The following is a 19,673-nucleotide window of genomic DNA, read 5'->3' on the forward strand; positions in this document are numbered from 1 at the left end:
TGGTGATTATAAATTTTGTCATATTTTCCTCCTGCTTCATCTTTTAGTGATGTAGTTATGGTAATCATATCATAAGCAAAAGAGGAGTTATATAACTACAAAATTGTTTTTTATAAAAATGAGTGATAATTAGAGCTGATAAAAGATCCAGAAACTTTTTTGTTCAAAATTTAATTTTACTAAAATCTTTACTCTTTTTTTTAGATAGATTATAATTTTTTTGGTAACGTATTCAAAATTAGGAGGACAGTTATGAAACTTAAGGCAAATGATACGATTTTGTTTATTGGAGACAGCATTACAGATGTAGGGAGAGACAGAGATGATTCTCAGCATTTGGGATATGGTTATCCACTAATGGTTGCAGGAAATCTTTTAGCCGCTTATCCTGAACTTGACTTAAAAATATTGAATAGAGGAATCGGCGGTGATCATGTTTCACATTTACAAGATCGTTGGCAAAGCGATTGTTTGGATCTTCAACCAGATATTATTTCTATTTTAATTGGTATCAATGATACTTGGCATAGTGTGGGTACAAAAGAATTCGGGGATAAAGAAGAATTAAAACGTTTTGAAACAGAGTATCGAGATATTTTAATGCAAGTAAAAGAAAAAACAAACGCTAAGATTGTGATGGTTGAACCGTATGTGCTCCCTTATCCAGAAGATAGAAAAGAATGGCGTTTTGATTTAGATCAACGCATCCAAATCATCCGAGATTTAGCAAAAGAATTTGCAACTGAATTTGTTCCTTTAGATGGAGTTCTTCATTCAATTGGAGTTAAAAGTAATTATCAATATTTGACAGGCGAAGATGGTGTTCACCCAACTGTTGCGGGACATGGGGTAATTGCAAAAGAATGGCTGAAAATAATTGGAAATTAAATCAATTTTATTAAATCTCCAATAAAAAAACGTACTAAGTAAAATATAACTTAGTACGTTTTTTTGTTGGAGATATTTGTCGAACTTTTTCTAACTATGAATTCAAATTGGGATAGACTAACTTCACCGATGGGATATGAAAAAAGTTTTGTAAATTTAAAGCTGTAGCACCTAACAAAACAGATCTCTCACCAAGACTAGAAATAACCAGAGGAACATGTTTATTAAAAGTACTTGTTAGTTCGTTATCAATATAAGTTAATATTTCAGGGATCTCTTGAATGAGTTTACTATTTAAATAAACTTTATCAGGTCCAAAACTAGCCATGATGTTATTTACGCCTATTGCAATGAAAGAAGAAAAAAGATGAACGATCTCAATGGCTTCTTTCTGATGATCATAAAAAGCTCTTTTTAAATCAATTAATGATAAGCTTTGCTGATGCTTGATTTGATTATATTCTCGCAATATGGTCTCTTCTGAAGAATATTGTTCTAAACATCCTTTATTTCCACAAGGACAAAGCTTTCCATCTGGTATCAAGATAGTATGGCCTATTTCTCCGCTTCTGCCTTCTTTTCCATAATAGAGTTGATCATTTATAATGATTCCTGCTCCGATCCCGCTATGAATACTAATGCTGACAAGATTTGATTCTGTAAAAGAATAACTTTTTTCCCCAAGCGCAGATAAATTAGCTTCATTTTCGATATGAATAGGAATAGAAGTATGGCTGGAGAGTTCAGTATATAAATCCAATTCATTTAAATTGTAATAAGGAGTAAATAAAATAGTGTTTTCATAGACGATTCCGTGGATAGCCAAAGATATACCAACAATACCATAGGGAGTTGCAGGAACGGATTGTTCAAAAGAAGTAAGAACAGATACTATCTCGGTAACGGCATTTTCTTTTGTGATGAAAAGTTCCTTTTTTATTTCTTCTATAATTTCTCCATTTAAGAATGTCGCTATAGCATACAGGTAGTTGTAACCTAGATCGAAACTCAGCGAAATACCAGCCTTTTTATTGATTTGAAGAAATATAGGTTTTCTTCCACCAACGGAAGAGCTTTCTCCCGCTCCGGTTTCAAGAATTAGTTGACTCTCAATTAGCTGATTAACAATACTGGAAATGGTTGCTTTTGTTAAGCCTGTTTTCTGAGAAAGTTTAGCTCTAGAAATATTGGGCTGTTGGTTAACTATTTGTATAACAGATTGTTCGTTTTCTTCACGAACGGTATAGCGATTCATTAACATGTGGCACCTCATTTTTTCTTTGTCGTTTAATAATAATTATAGCAGAAAATTTAATGAAAGCGTTGACAACGGTTGGAAAAAAAATTATACTTCAAATGTAGTTAGTTTATTGAACTAACAAACTAAAAATAACATATCTAAACACAAATTAAAAGAAAATTAGGAGGTAATTTATTTATGGCATATTTTCCGTCTATCGATAAAATTCAATATGAAGGGCTAGAATCAACAAATCCATTTGCTTTCCGTCATTACAATCCGGAAGAAGTAGTTTTAGGAAAAACAATGAAAGAACATTTGCGTTTTTCAGTAGCTTATTGGCATACATTTACAAATGATGGATCAGACCCATTTGGTAAAGGAGTTAATCAAAGAGACTGGTTAACGGATGATCCAATGGAAACTGCAAAAAATAGAGTAGAAGCATCATTTGAATTTTTTGAAAAATTAGGAGTTGAATACTTCTGTTTTCATGATATGGATGTGGCTCCTTATGGGGGATCACTAGAAGAATTTTTCACGAATTTAGATATAATTACAGATCTTATTAAAGAAAAAATAGATCAAACAGGAATCAAATTACTCTGGAATACAGCTGACAGACATTCTAATCCAATCTATGTTCATGGTGCTGCTTCAAGTTCTAATGCAGATGTTTATGCTGTATCCGCTGCACAAGTGAAAAAAGGGATAGACATCAGTAAAAAACTAGGCGGTAAAAACTTTGTATTCTGGGGTGGACGTGAAGGTTACGAAAATCTAATCAATACAAATATGAAATTAGAAGAAGAAAATATTGCTCGTCTTTATCATATGTCAATTGACTATTCGAAAAAAATTGGTCACGAAGAGCTTATGTTCTTATTAGAACCTAAACCAAAAGAACCTATGAAACATCAATATGATTTTGATGCAGCTACAAGTATGTCATTTTTACAAAAATACGATTTAACTGATCGTTTCAAGTTGAATTTAGAAGCAAACCATGCGACCTTAGCTGGACATACATTTGAACACGAAATGAATGTAGCACGTAACTATGATGCGTTGGGATCACTGGATGCGAATCAAGGTGATATGCTTTTAGGATGGGATACAGATGAATTTCCAACAGATGTTTACTCTGTAACATTAGCTATGGTTGAATTCTTAGAAAATGGTGGTATCGAACCTGGCGGAATCAACTTCGACGCAAAAGTACGCCGTACATCATTTGAAATGGGAGATTTATTCTTAGCACATATTGCAGGAATGGATACTTTTGCTAGAGGATTGAAAGCAGCTGCTAAAATCAAAGAAAGCCGATTCTTAGATGAAGTTAAAGAAAAGCGCTATGCAAGTTACCAAACTGGGATCGGTTCAGATATTTTATCTGGAAACACAGATTTGGAAGCTTTGACAAATTACGCTCTAGAACATGAAGAAGTAAAAAATGAATCATCTCATATTGAATTCATAAAATCAAAATTAAACGATTATTTGTATTAAGAAAGATTAGTTTGAAAGAGTGAGGAGGTTGTCTTTTGACGTATGTATTAGGGTTAGATTTAGGTACAGGTTCATTAAAAGGACTGTTGATGAACAAAGAAGGAGTGGTTCTTACAACAAAAGCTGCTGATTATCCTTTGATAACGCCACAAACTGGTTATAGTGAACAAGATCCAGCTGAATGGCTGAAAGCCGCTGAACAAGTGATAAAAGAGATTATTGAAGAAACTCCAGATGCGTCATCTGGAATAGAAGGAATCAGTTTTTCGGGGCAGATGCATAGCTTAGTTTTGTTAGACAAGGAGAATCATGTTCTGAGAAACGCTATTTTATGGAACGATGTGAGGACGACTCAACAATGTCATGAAATCACAGAAGTCTTAAAAGAAGACCTAATCAAAATCACAAAAAATCGTGCATTAGAAGGTTTTACATTACCGAAGCTACTTTGGGTAAAGGAGAATGAGCCGGATATTTGGCAACAAGCGGCACATTTCTTATTACCAAAAGATTACTTAGGATATTGGATGACTGGAAACCAGCAGATGGAGTATTCAGATGCAGCAGGTACGCTGATATTAGATATTGAAGACAAGCAATGGAGCAAGAAAATATTGAGTACTTTTGATATAAAGGAAGATATTTGCCCCTCTCTTGTTTACTCTACTGATTGTATTGGAACGGTTCGTGAGGAGTTACTTGAGAAGTTAGGACTTCAAGGGACAATCAAAGTTTTTGCAGGTGGAGCGGATAATGGCTGTGCTGCTGTAGGGACTGGAATTGTTAAAGAGGGTTTTGGTTTAGCAAGTATTGGAACATCAGGTGTATTCTTATCCTTTGAGGAAACAGGAGACAAAGAATACGAAGGCGATCTACATTACTTTAATCATGCTGTGAAAGATGCTTATTATTCAATGGGGGTTACATTAGCAGCAGGACACAGCTTGACCTGGTATAGAAATACCTTTGCTAAAAATGAAACGTATGAGGAATTGCTAAAAGGTATAACTTCCGTTCCAGCAGGATCAGAAGGCTTATATTTCACTCCTTATATTGTTGGTGAGCGTACTCCGCATATCGACAGTCAGGTACGGGGTACTTTTATCGGCATTGACACCAATCATACACGAGATCATTTTACACGTGCTGTATTAGAAGGGATTACTTTCTCACTAAAAGATTCTCAAGTATTAATGGAAGAAAAAGCAGGGAAAACTTTTAAAAAAATTATTTCTGTTGGAGGCGGAGCAAAAAATAAAGAATGGCTGCAAATGCAAGCAGATATTTTTGATGCTTCAATCGTCACAATGGAAACGGAACAAGGACCAGCAATGGGTGCTGCAATGATAGCAGCAGTAGGTGTCAACTGGTTTGCTGATTTGAAGATATGTGCTCAAGAAGTTGTGACTTATAAAGAAGAAATTCAATCTATACCAGAGAATGTAAAAAAATATGAAGCCTGCTATAGAAAGTATCGGGAAATTTACCCAGCTACTAAAGATTTCTTTCAGAAATAAAGGGTATGAATAAAAAGCTGGCAAAGGCGAAAATCTTTGCCAGCTTTTTATTATCCAGCAGAAAAAGAACAGAATAGAAAGGAAAAAAATGATGCTAACGATAAATCAGATAGTAGAAGAAAAGTTGAAGAATATGACTATTGATGAAAAAATAGGTCTACTCTCGACTACACAAAGCGCCGTTGAACGATTAGGAATCCAAGAATATCAAATTGGTGGCGAAGCTGCACATGGTGTTGTAAGCCGTGAAGGAATAAAAACAACCTCTTTTCCTCAACCACTTGGTCTATCTCAAACTTGGAATCCTGAATTATTGAAAGAAGTGGGAACTGCAATCGGAAATGAAGCTCGAATTTTATATTTGCAGTCGGGTAAAAAATCTTGGTTAACTTTATGGGCACCAACAATTGATATGGAACGAGATCCCCGCTGGGGAAGAAATGAAGAAGCGTATGGAGAAGATCCTTATTTAACCGGTCAATTAAGTGTAGGACTCATTCAAGGTATGCAAGGAGAAAAAGAAGACAGTATCCGGTTAGCAGCCGCACCTAAACACTTCTACGGGAATAACAATGAATGGTTGAGAGAAAGTTCATCCAACAGCATTGATCCTAGAAATCGTCAAGAATATTATTTGAAAGCTTTTGAACCAGCATTTACAAAAGCAAGGGCTCAATCTATGATGACAGCTTATAATGGTGTGAATGGTGTTCCAGGTATGCAATTGGAAGAAATTGAAGAAGTAGTAAGGGATAAATGGAAGATGAACGGATTCATTGTAAGTGATGGGGGAGCATTATCACTAAATGTAGATGAATACCATTATTACGATACATATGCAGAAGCATTAGCTGATGCGTTGAAGAAAGGAATCGATTGTTTTGTAGACGATAAGAAATTAGTAGAATCGGCTGCAAAAGAGGCCTTACATAAAGGAATGATCAGTGATAAAGATATCACAAAAGCAGTAGAAAGAATGCTTCTTGTTCGCGCAAGACTGGGACATTTCTCTGAATATTTTGAGTATGACAATGTTGATGAGAATTTACTAGCAGGAGAAGAGCATGCTCGGCTAGTCAAAAAAGTTACAGCAGAACAAGTAGTTCTTTTAAAAAATAATGGTTTGCTGCCATTAAATAAGGATCAAAAATTACTTGTTACAGGTGCTCTATCTGAGGTCTTTTTAAGAGATTGGTATGGTGGATTTCCACCTAATGAATCTACGATAAAAGAAGGGTTAGAAAAGAAAATTGGAAATCACAAAATCTCTTATGTGAGACCACATAATGAAGGGGAACTTAGAACTGGACAAAATCCGATTGGTATAGAGGATGAAATCTTAAAAGTTAAATCCAAAGGAACAAGTTTTTCATTAGAACGTTGGGGGTATGGTTCACATGTCTTTAAAGAGAAAGATTCTGGTCGTTACTTAACGTATGTTAAAGAGGACAACCGTTATGTTCTACATAAAACAGATTTGCATGACTGGTTTATAAAAGAGAACTGGATCAGTGCAGATGAAACCAACTGGAAAACTTGGAACTTCCAACCTATTGGATTAATTGATGAAGAACACATAGGAGTTACGGAAAATTCTCAAAGTATAGCATTTATTAAAACATACGATGCAATCGATAGTGCAGTGGAAAAGGCAAAGGAAGTTGGTGTTTGTGTTATTGCTATAGGAAATCATCCTATGCTGAATGGTAAAGAAACGATGGATCGAGCAGGTACCGAAATTCCAGATCAACAACTTGAATTAGTTCAAAGAGTGTATGAAGCAAACCCTTCTATCGTTTTAATCATAGTGGGCAGCTATCCGTTTGAAATGACTTGGTTGAAAAAACATATTCCAGCTATTTTATTTACCACTCATGGTTCACAAGAACTAGGAAATACCATTGCTGATATTTTGTATCAAGATGCCGCTCCAACAGGAAAGTTGTCACAATCTTGGTACGAAGATATAAATGCTTTGCCGGCGATCACAGATTATGATGTTATTAAAGGAGAACGAACCTATCGATATACGCATCAAAAGACACTGTTTCCATTTGGACATGGTTTGACTTATGGAAAGCTGACAATCCAATCAGTAAAGATTTCCTCAGTAGAATGGATAAAAACAGAGCCTGTGAAACTGACGTTAACTCTGTCAAACTCATTTGATTACAAGGTGACAGAAACGGTGCAATGCTATGTCAGACTTGCACCAAAGCAACAAATTAAGCTACCTAAAAAACAACTAGTGTCTTTCAAAAAAATTAAGTTAGAAGCAAATGAAACTAAGACGATTACCTTGATGATCCAACCAGAAGATTTATGCTTTTGGGATGTGGCATGGAATCAATGGGTTTACCCAACAGCCAATGGCGTCTTGCAAGTAGGTTTTTCTTCAACGGATCAACAACATGTTCTTTCATTTAAAGCTAAAGGAGAAGTAAGAGTGGATAGATCTTTTAAAGAACCGGTTCATGCGGAACGATATGACGATTACCATAAAGCGTTTATTACAGTGAATTCAGCTAGAGAAAAAATTCTTATGGTAGAAGTGGAAGGCTGGATAGCATTTAGAAATGTCCTATTTGAAAAAAATCCTGCTAAGTTGATGATTCATTATAGTGCACAAAAAGAAGGGCATCTTTCAATTTATGCCGATAAAGAAAGAAAAGTTAAAATTGGAAGTCAAATATTTAAGGCAGAAGAAAGTGGACAGTTAACCATAACAGTCCAAACCCATACTAAAGGTTCTTTATATATTTGTGCATCAGCAGCTATTGGTTTACAAACGATTCAGGAAAGCAGTGAATAAAAAATGAGGAGAAGTGAACAATAATGGAAAAAATAAAAGAATCATCTGGTCCAGTTCCTATACATGGCATATGGAGCAATAGACATGCTGATCAGTGGGAAAATGGGTATATCGTAGGAAATGGAACGATAGGAGGGGTGTTGTTTGGTGACCCTTCATCAGGAACGCTGATTGGAAATCACCATCGATTATTTTTAAAAGAAAATGATATGGAACATTTACCAGATATAGCAAGTCATCTTCCAGAATTAAGAAAAATCATTTCTTCTGATGGTTACCAAGTAGGAATCGATTTTTTTGAAGAAAAAGCAATCGAACAAGACTATGCTGGTCTTACAATGAGCGACCGATATCATCCTGCTTTTCAATTGAATTTGGCATTAGACAATACAACAGTCAAAAAGAATTCGTATGTAAGACAGTTAGATTACCAAAAAGGGCTGGTCACCGAAATACACCAAGATAGTAGTGAACGATGGTATGAAAAGCAATTGTTTTCTTCTGAAAAAGAAAATGTATTAGCTTTCTCAATTGAATCCGACCAACCATTCGACTTAACCTTATCGTTAGAGAATTTCCAAAATGAACGGTTAAACCAAACGGTCAAGTATTCACCAACAACTGCTATACAAAAAAATAGTTACCAAGATGATAGCTTTTATACAACAGTTCTAGAATGGACATCTAGTTCAGAATCAATTAACAATAACGAAATCTATTTTAAACAAATTAAGAAAGTTGAATTTATTATACGAATCTTTTGGAACGAAGAGGAAGAAATTTTAGCGACAAAGAATTTCAAATCTATTTTGGAAGAGCATATAACAGATCATAAAAAGAAGTATGATCAATCATCGCTTCAATTAACAACCGATGAAGAGCGTTCAAGAAGTCTAGAATCCATAGTAGAAGAAATGAAACGGACCAATCAAGTTCCACTAGTTTTATATGAGAAATTATATGACGCCAGTCGCTATGTTATTCATTCATCTATAGGAGAAGCTATGCCAAATTTACAAGGAATATGGGGTGGAGACTTTTCTCCTGCTTGGAGCGGAGACTACACGATGGATACAAACATCCAATTGGCTATCTCGTCATTAAATAGTTTAGGCCTATCGGAAAAATTCAATGGATTTTTTTCTCGCATGAAAGAATACGAAAAAGATTTTGAAGAAAATGCGATGAAGTATTTTGGATGTAGGGGTTACTTGGTGCCGGCACATGCCAGTACTACAGCAAAACATGTACATTGGAATCGAGAATGGCCTTTAGTTTTTTGGACCAGTGGAGCCGGTTGGCTAGCTCATTTTTATCAAGAATATTTTGACTATACACAAGATAAGGATTTTTTGAAAAAAGTTGCACTTCCATTTTTTAAAAAGACTCTTTTATTTTATGAAGATTTTATCCAATATAAAAAAGACGGAACAGGTCTGATCCAGCCTTCCTATTCTGCAGAAAATGGCATGGGTGATAATGCCACAATGGATGTTGCCGTTATAAAAGAAGTTTTTAGTAATCTTTCAAAGGCATGCGATACCTTAGGAGAAAAACTTCCTGAAAACTATAAGAAGTTAGTGGTATCTTTGCCACAATATGCTGTTAATGATGAAGGGATATTAAAAGAATGGATAGACCCTAACAAAGAGGAAAATTACAACCATAGACATTTTTCCCAATTCTATCCTCTATTTCAAAGCAAAGAAATTACAAAAAAAACATCAAAGCTTTGGAAAGCTACTCAAAAAGCATTTGATAAGAAGCTATCCGCTTGGCTATTAAATAAAGAAGGTGAAACAAGCTCTTCACACGGTCGTATGCATGCAGCAATGTGTGCTATTTCGCTTGAAAGAGAAGAAGATGTAGAGTCTGCACTAGATGAGCTTATTTTAAATCATGCTTGGTATGATTCGCTTGTAACAGCACACTACAACGAACAAGAAGTGTTTAATATCGATGCAAATGGTGCTATCCCTAAAATTTATCATGATGCGTTGATCTATGCTGAGTCAGAAACAACGTTTACTTTATTCAAAGCATTGCCTTCGTGGTTGTCTAAAGGGAAGGCAAAAGGTATCTTTTTACCAGGACAAGTTAAGGTAGAAGAATTAGAATGGGATCTACAGAACGGCAAACTTTCTTTAAAATTGGAAGCGCAAATAGATTGTAAAATAGTATTGTGTTTAAAAGATAATTATTCCTTTGCTGAAAGAAAAGGTTTAAAAACAAAGGAAATTGAATTACAATTAAAAAAGGGCTTACAATATCAATTTGAAAGCATTATTTCTCGAAAAGAAATAAATGTATAAAGAGAGCATGAAATGATGGTATAGTAAGAAAAAATAAGTTTAATCAAAAAATGTATGCGCTTAAAAATATGCTTATATAATAAACAGGGATGTTGGTAATGAAAAAAGGAATAAAAAAAACGTGGAATTTTTATAGAAAAAAAGAAATAAAAATTTCCATTAAACAAAAACTGTTGGGATCTTATATTTTAGTCTTGATGATTCCTATTATTTTAGTTGGAGCTTTTTTAGCCACTGAAATTCGCCAAAATATGATCAATACAAAAATAGAGGAAATTGAAAGCAATAATGAGAGAATCGAGACTTTTTTCTTGAAAAATTTATCAGCAGTCATACGTATTGCAGACTGGATCTATCAGGATGACGATTTAGTAGAGCTGGTTACTCATCGGTACCAAGATACTTTTGAGGTTTATCAAGCATATGGAGAATACGAGATGTTTGATGATTACATCAAGTATTATGATGAAATCGAAAATATACGATTTTATGTTGATAATCCGACATTAACGAGTACGAATGGTATCTTTTTTGCAGAATCAGAGATAGTAAAACAGGATTGGTATCAGGATTCTCTTCAAAAAAAAGGACAAATCAGTTGGAAAAAAATAAAAGATCCGATTACAGGAAAAACTTATTTTAATTTAACACGTTCTATTTTTAGGGAGAAAGAACTGATAGGTGTCTTATCTATTGCATTTGATAATGAAGTTCTTCAACAAACTTTAGTTGACTCATCTGATCCAGTTTTTATTACGTTAAATGATGAAAGCCTTCTTTTTAATTATCCACAAACAGAAAATACTGTAGAAATGTACCGAAATTATCAATTGAGCAGTCTAGAAAAAGAAAATAAGATAAACTCAGAGAATATACAGAAAGAAATCAATAATCAAGATTTTGTATTAAATATCCGTCGATTAAATATACCTAAAACGAACCAATCAATAATTAAAGTCATCGGGATGGTTCCTACTAAAAAAATAGTATGGGAAGCCAATAAAGATATTATGTTTTCTTATCTTGTTGTACTAGCTTTTTTTGCTCTCTCAATTATTTTACTAGGATTGTTTATCCGGAAATTTAATGAAAGGGTTATCAAACTCAATAAAGCTATGAGTAAAGTGGCAAATGGTAACCTAACAATTCCAGAAAAAATTGAGGGAAACGATGAAATTACAGAAGTATACGACCATCTGTATCAAACAGTGCAGAGTTTAAAACAATTGATAGAAGAAAATTACCAACATGACATTCAAGAAAAAAACTTAGAAATTCAGCAAAAAGAAACACAATTCAAAGTTCTAGCTAGTCAAATCAATCCGCATTTTTTATATAATACTTTGGAAATGATTCGAATGAAAGCTTTCAAGAATAATGATAAAGAAGTAGCAGAAATCATAAAAATCTTAAGTAAACTGATGAGAAAAGCTCTTGAAGGGAATCTCAAGGAACAGCCTCTGAGTGAAGAACTATCCTTTACAGAAATGTACTTACAAATTCAAAAATTGCGATTTGGGAATCGTATCGAATATACGATAACTCAAGAAATACAAGAAGATTATCAGATCATTCCTTTAATTATTCAACCCATTGTTGAAAATTCCTTTATTCATGGAATTGAATCTAAAGAACAAGGAGGAAAAGTGGAGGTCTTCGTTTTAGAAAAGAATAATGAGTTGATTATTCATATAGTCGATAATGGCATTGGAATTGAAGAAGAAAAACTACAGAAATTAAAACTCATGTTAGAAACTGAAGGAGAAGCCAATCGAATTGGAATCAATAATGTAAATCAACGGATTAAACACTTTTATGGTGAAGATTATGGACTAGATATTGAAAGTATTTTGGGAGAAGGAACAAAAGTGATTATTTGTTTACCAATTAAACAACTAAGCAAACATAAAGGGGTAGGGGAAAATGTATAAGGTTCTGATTGTTGACGATGAGCCGATTGTACGCGAAGGACTACAATATATCATTGATTGGGAGTCATATGGTTTTACGGTAGTTGGAACGGCAGAAAACGGGAAGATAGGCTTAGAAAAGATTTATGATCTAAAACCAGAATTGATCATTACAGATATCAAGATGCCAGGAATGTCTGGGATAGAGATGGTGAGAGAGGCAAAAAAAACGAACTTGTCATCAAGGTTTATTATTCTATCTGGATATTCTGATTTTTCTTACGCGCAAGAGGCTATGTCATTAGGAATGTTATTTTATCTTTTAAAACCAATTGACGAAGAAGAATTGATTCGTATGTTAAAACAAGAAAAAATACAGTTAGACGAACAAAAGACACAACATGAAAATGCTAAAAAGTATGAGGACTATACAATACTTTCAAAGGTAAAGGCTTATATTCTCAATAATGAAACTTCAAAAGAAATCAACTGTCTAACAACGTATAACTCTTATCAATTGATTGGTTGTCACTATGATCATAAAAAAATTAGTCAATATCAATTAAGAAAAATCATACCAAGAACCGAAGAATTTACTTCTTTTGTTTTTAATCATGGAAACTGTATATATATTTTATTGTGTCAGAAGGAAAATAAAAAAATTGACCGATTCCAAAATCAGCTTCTAGAACAATTCAACCAATTAACTAGCCGAGTTTATGTATCTGTCAGTCAAAAAAGCTACTCTGTAAAGCAACTGCAAGCATTGTATCAAGAAATAGTAGAATTAGAAGAAAAAAGATATCTTTTCCCAACATTGCCGGTATTATCTTATGAGATCATTAAAGCAAGGTTAGAAGGCAAAGATGGCATCAGAACTACGCGAGATGAGTTGAAAAATAAATTGACTGATGCTATTAAAGAAAGGCAAAGAGTTGAAATTATAGAGATATTAAGGCAATATACTGAATTTTACCAGTATTCTAATTGGACAGTTGAGAGAATGAAAGCTGATTTAGCTAATCTGGTTCTGTATTGTATTGAATTTTTAGAAAGTATCATGGAAAAGCCAGTAAAGGAACAGGAGAAAAATAAAATTATTTCTGTCATTCTTGCAGAAAATTCTATTGTAAAAACAATTGAATTTTTAAATGAAGTTTTTTACGACTTTGGTCGATTTTTCTATGAGACTTATGAAAAACAAGATATCGTTGATGAAATTGTTCGATATACAAAGAAGAATTACCATAAAGACTTGAATTTAGCCGAATTAGCAAAAGAATTTAACTACAGCTACTCTTACTTAGGGAAAAAATTTAGAGCAGAAAAAAAGATAAGCTACCATAATTATTTAGATAAGGTACGCATCGAACAAGCCAAGAAATTAATAAAGAGCGGCTCATATTATGTGTATGAGATTGCTGAAAAAGTGGGCTATTCAAATAGTGATTACTTTCATAAGAAATTCAAAAAAATTATGGGAGTCAGTCCTAAACAATACCAGAAGAAAACCTTAGAAAATGGTGATAAAAAATGAGTCAAAAAAACATTATCCAAACCCCTTTATATAAAGGATTGCAGTATTTATATGCTTTTCTGATGACAAATATTTATTTCTTAATAGGTAATATATTTATTATTTTTACGTTCTTCTCAGTCCCTGCCAGTTTTTCATCGATTCTATTATATTATATTGCTCTTATCCCTATGGGACCAAGTTTAATAGCTTTATTTTATACAATGGGAAAGCTGCATAGAGAAAAAACGATTCAACCAACAAAAGATTTTTTCCAATCCTATCGAAAGAATTTTTTTATTGCTATTCGCTATTGGCTTATTCAACTGACACTTATAATTGTTTTGGCTGTTGACATAGTGTATTTAATGAGTAAAGGATATGTACTATGGACCGTTATCAGTGTCATTGCATTGTGTATCGTCTTAATCGCTACAATCAATGGATTTGCTATTTTGGCAACTTTTGAAGTGAATGTTAAGAACGTGATCATTTTTTCATTATTAATGATCAAAAACTATTTTTTGAAAGCTTTATTGAGTCTGACGACACTGCTATCTTTTGCTATTATTTGGTATGGGTATCCAAGTGAAGCGACTTTAGGGATTTTTTCAATAGTCGTTTACTTTTTAATGAGAACAAATTACGCTGCTTTATTTGATTTGAAGAAAAATTATTCATCAGAATCGGGAGATCAATTATGAGGGAAATTCGTAAAAAGTATCTTTTTTCAATTTTTATGTGCATCTTAGTATTTTTAACAGTTGCTTGTAAAAAAGAAGAAACAGCAACAAACCAACATGAAGCTCAAGCTTCTTTGACCACTAGACTAGAAACTATTGCCGATAATAATTCATTTACTATTGAATCAGAACAAGAAGAAGTAACCTTGCAATTAAAGGATACTGGTTGGGAGTCACCAGAATTAAAAGAGGTTGATGCTGTGAGTATTGAAACGCTTGTTTCTAATCTTATGTCTGTACAAGGGACAGAAATCAAAAAAACAAAAGATATTGAAAAATTCTTTGAGCAACCAGATACAATTTTTAATTGGACGAGTGAAAAATCTAAGCACAGTGTAGCCTTTGTCAGCAATGAAAAAGGCGATTGGGCCAAAGCAATAGATGAGGAAGTTTATTATCAAGTTTCGAGTGTTACGGATGATATAAAAACATTCGATTTTGTTTATATCCAACCTTCTATTAAAATAGGAATTGATGATCCAAATATGATAGAAATTCATGCAGAAGACCAATCAGTAGTTTTGACTACAGAAACAAATATGAATGCAGTAGAAGCGTCTCCTTTTATTAGCGGATGGTTTTTAAATGGAAGTTATCAGACAGAATTTTCTGTAGAATATCAGAAAATGGAAGGTTTTTATCATACTCTAACAAACCTAAAAGGAACTAAGGCTGAGGAATTAATAACTGAAGAGAATGCGTCTATGATCCTACTATTGAAAAATAATAAACAAGAAGAAAAATTGTTTGTTAAGCAGCTTGATGAAGAAAAAAATTATTATATGACTGTAAATAGTGACCAAGAAACTTATAAAGTACCAGCAGAATTAATAGATCAATTTATTTTTGATCCTTTAACCATAACAGATAATTTTATAGCCATTTTGCCTCTTAGTGCGATCCAGTCTATTGAGATTCAACAAAAAGATAAAACAACTCAAATTACTGCAAAACATAAATTAACATCAGATGATGAAGATGAAACAACTATTCAATCTACTTTTTATGCAGATGAAGAAGAATTACCAGAAACCACATTTAGAAAGACTTACCAGTATTTAGCTAGTTTATCTTATGATTCAGTTCTCTCAGAGGATGAGAAAGAATTTATAAAAGAAGAAGAGGAAATCAAAATTATGTATGGTTATTTAAATAATGGAAAAGAGGAACAAGAAACGATTCGTTTTATACCAATAGCTGACAGTGAATACTATGTAGTAGAAAAAAATGGTGTTTCTGAATTTAAAGCCTCAAAAGAAAACGTGCAAACGGCTTTAGATGAGTTAGAAAAAGTAATCAACTAAGAATCGAATGATCAATCAATAAATTAGTGATATGGCGTAAAGACCTCGAAAGTTAGAGCTGAAAAGCTTTAACTTTCGAGGTCTATTTATAGGATGAAAATGAACTGAAAAAAAAGATAGCTAAAAATTACTATAGTTAGTTCAAAAAGTAAGGTATTAATTGAAAACGTTATCATTTATTATAAATATATAAAGAGAAACAAGAAGTAAAGAAGAAGGAGGATTCGTAATGGAAAGTGTAAAGCTGTTGAAAACGGATAAAGAAATAAGAAAAGGCAGCAAGAAAAAAATAACGTGGAAAAAAATCAAAGAACAAAAATTACTGATTTTCATGTCACTTCCTTTTGTGATATGGCTAATGGTTTTTGCTTATGCCCCTTTGGTAGGTTGGATCATTGCCTTTCAAAATTATAAACCACAAAATGGATTTTTTGGATCAGATTGGGTGGGATTGAAACATTTCATTGATTTATTCAATGAGCCCATGTTTTATACCGCACTAAAAAATACATTAGGTATGGGGTTATTGGGTTTAATATTTGGTACTTTATCCGCAATCACATTTGCTATTGCTCTGAATGAGCTTCGTTTTTCAAAGTTTAAAAAAATTACACAGACCATTTCTTATCTTCCGCATTTTGTATCTTGGGTAGTAGTAGCAAATATTGCCATTACTGCAATGTCACAAAGTGGAGTCATTAATGAATTGTTAATGTATCTTCATTTAATTGATGCACCAATCAATTTCATGGCTGACCCAAATAAGTTCTGGGGTATTGTAACGATTTCAGATATATGGAAGGAAACAGGTTGGAATGCCATTATTTATCTAGCAGCTATGACAAGTATTGATCAAGAAATGTATGAAGCGGCTCAAGTGGATGGGGCAAGTCGATTTAAACAAATATGGCATATTACGTTGCCATCTATTCGCTCTATTATTATCATATTAATGATCATGAATATCGGAAATTTAATCAATATTGGTTTTGAGAAACAAATGCTTTTAGGAAACAATATTGTGGCTGATAAAGCATTAGTTATTGAAAAATATGCATTAGATTATGGTATAGGAATGTTTAGATATTCATTTGGTACAGCTATTGGAATATTTAAATCCGTTGTAAGTGTTGGTCTGATCCTGATTTTCAATGGTATTGCGAAAAAAACAGGAGAAGGACATTTAATGTAGAGGGGAGGAGCTAATAATGGAAATGTTAACAACGGAAGAAATTATAAAAGAAAAGCCTAAGAAAAGTAAAAAAAAGAATAAGAGCAAAGCTGGTTGGCCAGATATAATGATAGGATTCTTTATGCTTCTGGTTATTGTAGTAACGTTGTATCCCTTTTTAAATGTATTAGCAGTATCGTTGAACGATGCCACGGATACAGCAAAAGGTGGGTTAACCATTTATCCAAGAGTCTTTACGCTTCAGAATTACAAAGAAATATTTTCAAGTAATAATCTTTTGCTAACTGCTTTTAGAAACTCAGTATTAAGAACAGTTATAGGGACCATCGCTTCAACTTTTGCTTGTGCGGTACTAGCTTATATACTTAGCCGTAAAAATTTTATTTTTCGAAAACAATTAGGAGTCATGTTAATATTGACCATGTATGTTAGTGGAGGTCTGATTCCTGCATTTTTAATTAATCGGGAATTAGGTTTAGTAAATAATTTCGCAGTCTACATCATTCCAGGTTTAATAAGCGCATTCAATGTAATTGTTATCCGATCGTTTATTGATGGTCTGCCTGATGCTTTGGAAGAATCCGCAAGAATTGATGGGGCAAATGACTTTACAGTGTTTATTAAAATTATCATGCCGTTATGTATGCCCGTATTAGCAACTGTTGCTTTATTTGTAGCAGTTGGTCAATGGAATAATTGGTTTGACACTTACCTTTATGCACGGTCGAATGAAAACCTTACCACATTACAATATGAATTAATGAAGATCATGGATAATGCATCTTCGATGTCAGCCTCAGATGTTAGTATGATGAATGGACAGCAACTCACTGCTCAAAAAACAACACCGGAATCGATTAAGATGGCAATTACCATTGTAGCCACAGTTCCAATACTTGTTGTTTATCCATTTTTACAAAAATATTTTGTTTCTGGTTTAACTTTAGGAGCAGTAAAAAGCTAAAAACTATTTTATAGGGGGATTAGGAGAAAATGAAATTTAAAAAGTTGGTAACATCACTATTAGTATCAAGTAGTATTTTATTGGTAGCATGTGGCAATGGAGAAGCAAGTGATAAAGGAGGCGAAGGTGGAGATGAAGCGTTAACTCTGACATTCTTTAGTGCAGATTTACAGACAGACGATCCATTTACAAACCCGGTTGCAAAGAAAATTACAGAAGAAACTGGTGTAAATTTAAAAATATCGCATCCAGTTGGTGGAGATGAACAAGCCGTTCCATTAATGATCGCCAGTGGAGATTACCCAGATATGATCTTTGGTAAAGGTGATTTAAACAAACTAATCGATGCTGGAGCCGTTATTCCTTTGGATGATATGATTGAAGAAAAAGGCGATAACTTAAAAGCTTTATATGGTGATCAAATTGATCGTTTGAAAAATAGTCTTGAAGATCCTCAAATTTACCATGTGGGAACTGGTGGAGTTACTAATACTTACTTAGAAACAAGTGGAACCTTCCAATTGCAACTAAATGTAATGAAAGAATTAGGTTACCCAGAAATAAAAACAGTAGAAGATTATGAGAACGCTTTAACGGAATATTTAGCTAAAAATCCAAAAACTGAAGATGGTCAAGATTTCATTCCTTTAACTCTTTTAGGTAGTGACTGGCGCTGGTTGATCACAGTCGGAAACCCATCTGCATTTGCAGCAGGATTACAAGATGATGGACAATGGCATGTTGATGAAGAAACATCTGAAACAGTTTATAAATTCCAATTACCTGAAGTAAAAGAATACTTTAAGTGGTTAAATCATATGAATGATATCGGATTATTAGATAGAGAATCATTTACTCAAACGTATGATACTTATATTTCTAAGCTGTCTTCTGGAAAAGTTTTAGGAACTGCTGATCAAGATTGGAATGTAATGAGCGCTGAAGCAGCATTGAAATCTGAAGGTAAGGATTGGTCTCTATGGGCTCCACTTCCAGTTACGTTGAATGAAGATTTGGAATCTCAAAGTACAAAAGATTATGGCTTTACAGGAACAACTGGAGTATCAATCAGTTCAACTTCTGAACATCAAGAAGAAGCTTTTGAATTTTTAGATTGGATGGCCTCAGAAGAAGCTCAAATCTTAGTAAACTGGGGTATTGAAGGCGAAAACTATGAACTGGTGGATGGAAAACGAGTTCAAACAGATGAAGACCGTAAAAATTCAAATACAAATCAAAATTATGCTCTTGAAACTGGTGTAGGACAATACATCTGGCCATTCCCAGGCTGGGGTACTGGTGCTGTTGACTCTAATGAACAAAGTATTACCCGCAGTACAAAAGAAGATATTCAGATAAATTATACAGATGCTGAAAAAGAAGCTTTGGAAGCCTACGGTGCAGAACTATGGGTAGACCTATTCCCATCACCAGAAGAATTAGGTAGTCCAAAACATGGTAAAGCTTACGAATACGTACTTCCTTCAGACAGTGATGTTACGATTATTCAAACAAAAGCTGATGATTATACCACTCAAAAAATTACTGAAGCTATTTTAGCAAAACCAGAAAAATTTGATGCGATCTGGGATGAAATGCAAAAAGGTTTAGAAGATATGGATATTGAAGCAGCTAATAAAGAAATGACGCAATTAACAAAAGACCGTCTGGAATTATGGGGCGAAAAATAAAATATTATTCCTATAAATAAAGCAAAAAGAAAAGTAGAAATGCACCAAGCAATTAGGAAGCAGCTGCTTTTCTTT

Annotated in this window: 13 protein-coding genes; 12 read left to right on the top strand and 1 reads right to left on the bottom strand. The window is 33.5% G+C overall.

Features of this window, described 5'->3' with window-relative positions; genetic code table 11:
* The first annotated feature begins 252 nt into the window (after nt 1–252).
* Nucleotides 253–888 (top strand): SGNH/GDSL hydrolase family protein, encoded by a 636-nt coding sequence (locus tag ABS911_RS07860; protein WP_350467130.1) that lies wholly within the window; start codon nt 253–255, stop codon nt 886–888.
* Between the two features lie 94 nt (nt 889–982).
* Here the strand turns inward: ABS911_RS07860 and ABS911_RS07865 are convergent, their stop codons facing one another.
* Nucleotides 983–2,149 (bottom strand): ROK family protein, encoded by a 1,167-nt coding sequence (locus ABS911_RS07865; protein ID WP_350467131.1) that lies wholly within the window; start codon nt 2,147–2,149, stop codon nt 983–985.
* A gap of 177 nt (nt 2,150–2,326) precedes the next feature.
* On the opposite strand from ABS911_RS07865, the gene xylA reads away from it, so the two are divergent.
* The 11 genes from xylA (at nt 2,327) to ABS911_RS07920 (ending at nt 19,598) form a co-directional block, all read left to right on the top strand.
* Complete coding sequence (xylA, locus tag ABS911_RS07870; RefSeq protein ID WP_350467132.1) at nt 2,327–3,637, top strand: xylose isomerase; 1,311 nt, start codon at nt 2,327–2,329, stop codon at nt 3,635–3,637.
* Nucleotides 3,638–3,672: 35 nt separating this feature from the next.
* On the top strand, nt 3,673–5,154 hold the full coding sequence (gene xylB, locus ABS911_RS07875) for a xylulokinase (protein ID WP_350467133.1): 1,482 nt from the start codon (nt 3,673–3,675) through the stop codon (nt 5,152–5,154).
* Between the two features lie 88 nt (nt 5,155–5,242).
* The gene (locus ABS911_RS07880; RefSeq protein WP_350467134.1) at nt 5,243–7,966 is read left to right on the top strand and encodes a beta-glucosidase; all 2,724 of its coding nucleotides are present in this window, start codon (nt 5,243–5,245) and stop codon (nt 7,964–7,966) included.
* Between the two features lie 23 nt (nt 7,967–7,989).
* Entirely contained in the window at nt 7,990–10,278 is a 2,289-nt protein-coding gene (locus ABS911_RS07885) for a glycosyl hydrolase family 95 catalytic domain-containing protein (RefSeq protein ID WP_350467135.1), read from the top strand.
* Between the two features lie 98 nt (nt 10,279–10,376).
* Nucleotides 10,377–12,209, top strand: a complete 1,833-nt coding sequence (locus tag ABS911_RS07890; protein WP_350467136.1) for a sensor histidine kinase — start codon at nt 10,377–10,379, stop codon at nt 12,207–12,209.
* The gene (locus ABS911_RS07895; protein ID WP_350467137.1) at nt 12,202–13,725 is read left to right on the top strand and encodes a response regulator transcription factor; all 1,524 of its coding nucleotides are present in this window, start codon (nt 12,202–12,204) and stop codon (nt 13,723–13,725) included. Before ABS911_RS07890 ends, ABS911_RS07895 begins: the two co-directional genes overlap by 8 nt.
* The gene (locus ABS911_RS07900) at nt 13,722–14,408 is read left to right on the top strand and encodes a DUF624 domain-containing protein (protein ID WP_350467138.1); all 687 of its coding nucleotides are present in this window, start codon (nt 13,722–13,724) and stop codon (nt 14,406–14,408) included. Before ABS911_RS07895 ends, ABS911_RS07900 begins: the two co-directional genes overlap by 4 nt.
* Nucleotides 14,405–15,751, top strand: coding sequence for a DUF4340 domain-containing protein (locus ABS911_RS07905; protein ID WP_350467139.1), 1,347 nt, complete (start codon nt 14,405–14,407; stop codon nt 15,749–15,751). Before ABS911_RS07900 ends, ABS911_RS07905 begins: the two co-directional genes overlap by 4 nt.
* Nucleotides 15,752–15,980: 229 nt before the next feature.
* The gene (locus ABS911_RS07910; protein ID WP_350467140.1) at nt 15,981–16,943 is read left to right on the top strand and encodes an ABC transporter permease; all 963 of its coding nucleotides are present in this window, start codon (nt 15,981–15,983) and stop codon (nt 16,941–16,943) included.
* Nucleotides 16,944–16,959: 16 nt separating this feature from the next.
* Nucleotides 16,960–17,907 (top strand): carbohydrate ABC transporter permease, encoded by a 948-nt coding sequence (locus ABS911_RS07915; RefSeq protein WP_350467141.1) that lies wholly within the window; start codon nt 16,960–16,962, stop codon nt 17,905–17,907.
* 29 nt (nt 17,908–17,936) lie between these two features.
* A complete protein-coding gene (locus ABS911_RS07920; RefSeq protein WP_350467142.1) occupies nt 17,937–19,598 on the top strand; it encodes an ABC transporter substrate-binding protein in 1,662 nt (553 codons plus the stop codon).
* The last annotated feature ends 75 nt before the right edge of the window (nt 19,599–19,673 follow it).

It is taken from the genome of Carnobacterium sp. (assembly GCF_040274425.1).

What these genes read in the sequence shown, in the direction of transcription:
- ABS911_RS07860 (WP_350467130.1), top strand. Translation starts at nt 253, where the DNA reads ATGAAACTTAAGGCAAATGATACGATTTTGTTTATTGGAGACAGCATT.
- ABS911_RS07865 (WP_350467131.1), bottom strand. Translation starts at nt 2,149, where the DNA reads ATGTTAATGAATCGCTATACCGTTCGTGAAGAAAACGAACAATCTGTT.
- xylA (WP_350467132.1), top strand. Translation starts at nt 2,327, where the DNA reads ATGGCATATTTTCCGTCTATCGATAAAATTCAATATGAAGGGCTAGAA.
- ABS911_RS07880 (WP_350467134.1), top strand. Translation starts at nt 5,243, where the DNA reads ATGATGCTAACGATAAATCAGATAGTAGAAGAAAAGTTGAAGAATATG.
- ABS911_RS07885 (WP_350467135.1), top strand. Translation starts at nt 7,990, where the DNA reads ATGGAAAAAATAAAAGAATCATCTGGTCCAGTTCCTATACATGGCATA.
- ABS911_RS07890 (WP_350467136.1), top strand. Translation starts at nt 10,377, where the DNA reads ATGAAAAAAGGAATAAAAAAAACGTGGAATTTTTATAGAAAAAAAGAA.
- ABS911_RS07895 (WP_350467137.1), top strand. Translation starts at nt 12,202, where the DNA reads ATGTATAAGGTTCTGATTGTTGACGATGAGCCGATTGTACGCGAAGGA.
- ABS911_RS07900 (WP_350467138.1), top strand. Translation starts at nt 13,722, where the DNA reads ATGAGTCAAAAAAACATTATCCAAACCCCTTTATATAAAGGATTGCAG.
- ABS911_RS07905 (WP_350467139.1), top strand. Translation starts at nt 14,405, where the DNA reads ATGAGGGAAATTCGTAAAAAGTATCTTTTTTCAATTTTTATGTGCATC.
- ABS911_RS07910 (WP_350467140.1), top strand. Translation starts at nt 15,981, where the DNA reads ATGGAAAGTGTAAAGCTGTTGAAAACGGATAAAGAAATAAGAAAAGGC.
- ABS911_RS07915 (WP_350467141.1), top strand. Translation starts at nt 16,960, where the DNA reads ATGGAAATGTTAACAACGGAAGAAATTATAAAAGAAAAGCCTAAGAAA.
- ABS911_RS07920 (WP_350467142.1), top strand. Translation starts at nt 17,937, where the DNA reads ATGAAATTTAAAAAGTTGGTAACATCACTATTAGTATCAAGTAGTATT.